At 71.6% G+C, this 4,176-nt stretch carries 3 protein-coding genes; 2 read left to right on the forward strand and 1 reads right to left on the reverse strand.

What is annotated here, in order from left to right; translation table 11 throughout:
* Window positions 1-242: 242 nt before the first annotated feature.
* Window positions 243-1,028, forward strand: coding sequence for an ABC transporter ATP-binding protein (locus HCJ92_RS22750; protein WP_420824764.1), 786 nt, complete (start codon window positions 243-245; stop codon window positions 1,026-1,028).
* A complete protein-coding gene (locus tag HCJ92_RS22755) occupies window positions 1,025-3,598 on the forward strand; it encodes an ABC transporter permease (protein WP_167935490.1) in 2,574 nt (857 codons plus the stop codon). The genes HCJ92_RS22750 and HCJ92_RS22755 overlap by 4 nt, the downstream gene beginning before the upstream one ends.
* A 114-nt stretch (window positions 3,599-3,712) precedes the next feature.
* Here the strand turns inward: HCJ92_RS22755 and HCJ92_RS22760 are convergent, their stop codons facing one another.
* Window positions 3,713-4,102, reverse strand: coding sequence for an RNA-binding S4 domain-containing protein (locus tag HCJ92_RS22760; protein ID WP_167935491.1), 390 nt, complete (start codon window positions 4,100-4,102; stop codon window positions 3,713-3,715).
* Window positions 4,103-4,176: the final 74 nt, after the last annotated feature.

Consider the following 4,176-nt stretch of genomic DNA (forward strand, 5'->3'; position numbering starts at 1 on the left):
GCCGTGCGGTCCGCGCCTGACAGGGGTAGGCGCGGGCCGCGGGCCGGGGCGCGGAGCGCGGCGCGCGCGGAGGCGCGGTACCCCGGGAAGCGGGCCCCGGCGCGGTACCGGGGGTGGAGATCCCCTAAGGGAAGCCTGCGACTTTCCACCGAGGGTCGGTTCCTCCCCGGGGCCGAGGAACAGCGGCTGATCCGTGCCTAGGCTCATGGCAATAAGAATGAGATAAGGCATAGGAGATCATCGTGACCACGCCCGCAGTGGACGAGACGACCGGCGCCGGGGGCCCGTCCGGCGCCGCGGCGCGCGCCGCCGGAGTGACCAAGGCCTACGGGGCCGGCGACACGCAGGTCCTCGCGCTCGACCAGGTCAGCGTCAGCATCGAACGGGGGGCGTTCACCGCGATCATGGGCCCCTCGGGCTCCGGAAAGTCCACCCTGATGCACTGCCTCGCCGGGCTGGACTCCGTGACGAGCGGCGAGGTCTGGGTGGGCGACACCGAGATCACGGGGTTGAAGGAGAAGAACCTCACCAAGCTCCGCCGCGACAGCATCGGGTTCATCTTCCAGGCGTTCAACCTGCTGCCGACCCTGACGGCGGCCGAGAACATCACCCTCCCCATGGACATCGCCGGCACCAAGCCGGACCAGGAGTGGCTGGACACCGTCGTCGACACGGTCGGCCTCTCCGGGCGGCTCAAGCACCGCCCCAACCAGCTCTCCGGCGGGCAGCAGCAGCGTGTCGCGGTCGCCCGCGCGCTGGCCTCGCGCCCGGCGATCATCTTCGGTGACGAGCCGACCGGAAACCTCGACTCGCGTGCCGGCGCCGAGGTCCTCCAGTTCCTGCGGAAGTCCGTGGACGAGCTCGGCCAGACCATCGTCATGGTCACCCACGACCCGGTCGCCGCCGCCTACGCGGACCGCATCGTCTTCCTCGCCGACGGCCGCATCGTCGACGAGATGATCGACCCGACCGCCGACAAGGTGCTGGACCGCATGCGGGGCTTCGACGCCCAGGGGCGTACGTCATGAGTGTGGTCAAGACATCCCTGCGCAACTTCTTCGCGCACAAGGGCCGGATGATCCTCTCCGGCGCGGCGGTGGCGCTCTCCGTCGCCTTTGTCTGCGGCACGCTGGTCTTCACCGCGACGATGCAGACCACGTTCGACAAGCTCTTCGCCGAGTCGGCGTCCGACGTGATGGTCACGCCCGGCGAGGAGAGCCGCGCGATGGAGGAGTCGTCCTCCACGGGGCGCTTCGACGTCATGCCCCCCGAGGTCATCGGTGACATCGAGGCCGTCGACGGCGTCGACACCGCCGTCGGCATCGCGGAGTCCGTCTCCCTGGTCGCCGTCGGCCCGGACAACGAGAGCGTCGGGCCCACCACGGGCGCGCCGACCATCGGCCTCAACTGGACCCACGTCGAACTCCGCACCATGGAGGAGCCGGAGGGCGCACTGCCCGAGGGCCCCGACGAGATCATGATCGACGGCGACACCGCGAGCTCCTCCGGGCTCGGCATCGGCGACACCGTGCGGATCATGGGCCTCAACGGCACCACCGAGCACACCATCACCGGAGTCGTGGATTTCGCGACCACCAACCCCGGCGCGGCTGTCGTCTACTTCGACACCGAGACCGCACAGCAGGTGCTGCTGGGCTCCGAGGGCTTCACCAGCGTCTACGTCGACGGCGACGGCAGCGTCTCCGACGAGGTCCTGCGCGACCGGGTGGCCGAGGCCATCGACACCTCCGGCGTGCGCGTGCTCACCAACGCCGAGTACACGCAGGAGAACCAGGACGCCCTCGGCGCGTTCTTCAACGTCATCCAGTACGTGCTGCTCGGCTTCGCGGGCATCGCGCTGCTGGTCGGCATCTTCCTCATCGTCAACACCTTCACCATGCTCGTCGCCCAGCGCACCCGCGAGATCGGGCTGTTCCGGGCGATCGGCGCCAGCCGCAAGCAGGTCAACCGCTCGGTGCTCATCGAGGCGCTGATCCTGGGCGTCGTCGGCTCCGTGCTGGGCTTCCTGCTCGGGGTGGCGCTGGCGGTCGGTCTGATGGCGCTCATGGGGGCGTTCGGGCTCAACCTCTCCACCGACGACCTGACCATCTCCACCGCGGTGCCCATCACCGGCATCGTGCTGGGCATCACCGTCACGCTGGTCGCGGCGTACTTCCCGGCGCGGCGCGCCGGGAAGATCACGCCGATGGCCGCGCTCTCGGACGCGGGGCTGCCCGGCGACAAGCGCGCCGGCCGCATCCGCGCCATCGTCGGCGCCGTCCTCACCGCCGTCGGTGCGCTGATGCTCTTCCTCACCACCACGGCGGAGGAGACCGCCGCCGCGGGCGGCAACCTCGGGCTCGGCATCCTGCTGACCCTGGTCGGCATGGTGGTCTTCGCCCCGGCGCTGGTCGGCGGCATCGTCAAGGCGCTCGCCGTGGTGCTGCTCCGGATCTTCGGCCCCATCGGCCGGCTTGCGGAGCGCAACGCGCTCCGCAACCCGAACCGCACCGGTGGGACCGCCTCGGCGCTGATGATCGGCCTCGCGCTGGTCACCTCGCTCGCCGTCGTCGGCTCCTCCATGATCGCCTCCGCCACGGAGGAGATCGACCGCTCCATCGGCGCGGACTTCATCGTCCAGACCAACAACTTCCAGCCGGTGCTGCCCGAGGCCGCGGAAGCGGTGCGCGGCGCCGACAACCTCTCCGCCGTCTCCGAGATGCGGGGTGTCGAGGCCGAGATCACCGCCGGAGGCGACTCCTTCGAGCAGGGCTTCTCCGCGGTCGACGAGAGCTTCCCCGACATGATGCGCGTGGAGATGGCCGAGGGCAGCTTCGCCGACGCCCTCGCCCCGGGCGCGGTCGCGATCGGCGCGTCGCGTGCCGACACCGAGGACCTCTCGGTCGGTGACGAGATCACGGTCACCTTCGAGGGCGGGGAGGAGACCACCCTCACCATCGGTGGCATCACCGCCCCCGGCAGCAACCCGGACGCCTCGCCCGCGTACGTGTCGCTCGACACCGTGCGCGAGTCGGTGCCCGAGTCCGACCTGCCGCTGACGTGGATGCTGATGGCCATCGCTGACGAGGGCCAGATCGACGCCGCGCGGGCCTCGCTGGAGAGCGCGCTGGACTCCATGCCGCAGATGGAGGTGCGGGACCAGGCCGAGTACAAGGAGATGATCGAGGACCAGGTCGGTCAGCTGCTCAACATGGTCTACGGCCTGCTGGCGCTCGCGATCATCGTCGCGGTCCTCGGCGTGGTGAACACCCTGGCCCTGTCGGTCGTCGAGCGGACCCGTGAGATCGGCCTGATGCGCGCCATCGGTCTCTCCCGGCGCCAGCTGCGGCGCATGATCCGACTGGAGTCCATCGTCATCGCCCTCTTCGGCGCCATCCTCGGCGTCGCGATGGGCCTGGCGTGGGGCGGTGCCGCGCAGCAGATCCTGGCGCTGGAGGGCATGGGGGTCCTCGTGCTGCCCTGGGGCACCATCGTCGCCGTGTTCATCGGCGCGGCGCTGGTCGGCCTGCTGGCCGCCCTGGTCCCCGCCTTCCGGGCCGGCAGGATGAACATCCTCAACGCCATCGCCACCGAGTAGCCGACGGCGACCGGCGTGACCCACCGCGGGGCCCGTCCTCTCCCTTTTCGGGAGGGGCGGCCCCCGCGGCCGTCTTCGCACCCGGGCCTGCGACCCGGCTTGCGACGACCGGTCTCACTCCGGCGACGGCCCGCCGCCGCGCAGCCGCTCCATCTCGCGGCGGTCGCGCTTGGTGGGGCGGCCCGTGCCGCGGTCGCGGCGCCCGGCGGGGGCGACCGCCTCGCGCGGCGGGGGCGGCGGGCTGTTGTCGACGAAGCACTCGGCCGCGACCGGCGGCCCCACCCGCTTGCGGATGAGGCGGCGGACCACCGCCACCCGGTGCCGGCCGTCGTGGAACAGCCGCACCTCGTCGCCCACCTTCAGGGGGTGGGCCGGCTTGACCCGTTGACCGTTCACGCGGACGTGGCCGCCCTTGCAGGCCGCCGCCGCCATGGCCCGGGTCTTGGTCAGCCGCACCGCCCAGATCCAGGCGTCGGTGCGCACGGTTCCCTCATCGCCTGACATGGCACGACCCTACGTCCGCCGCGGGGCGTCGCCGGCCCGGCCGGCCCGCCGCCCCGGCGTCCGGACGCCGGCCC

Origin of the sequence: Streptomyces spiramenti, assembly GCF_012034385.1 — a bacterium.
In the GTDB taxonomy this organism is placed as follows: domain Bacteria; phylum Actinomycetota; class Actinomycetes; order Streptomycetales; family Streptomycetaceae; genus Streptomyces; species Streptomyces spiramenti.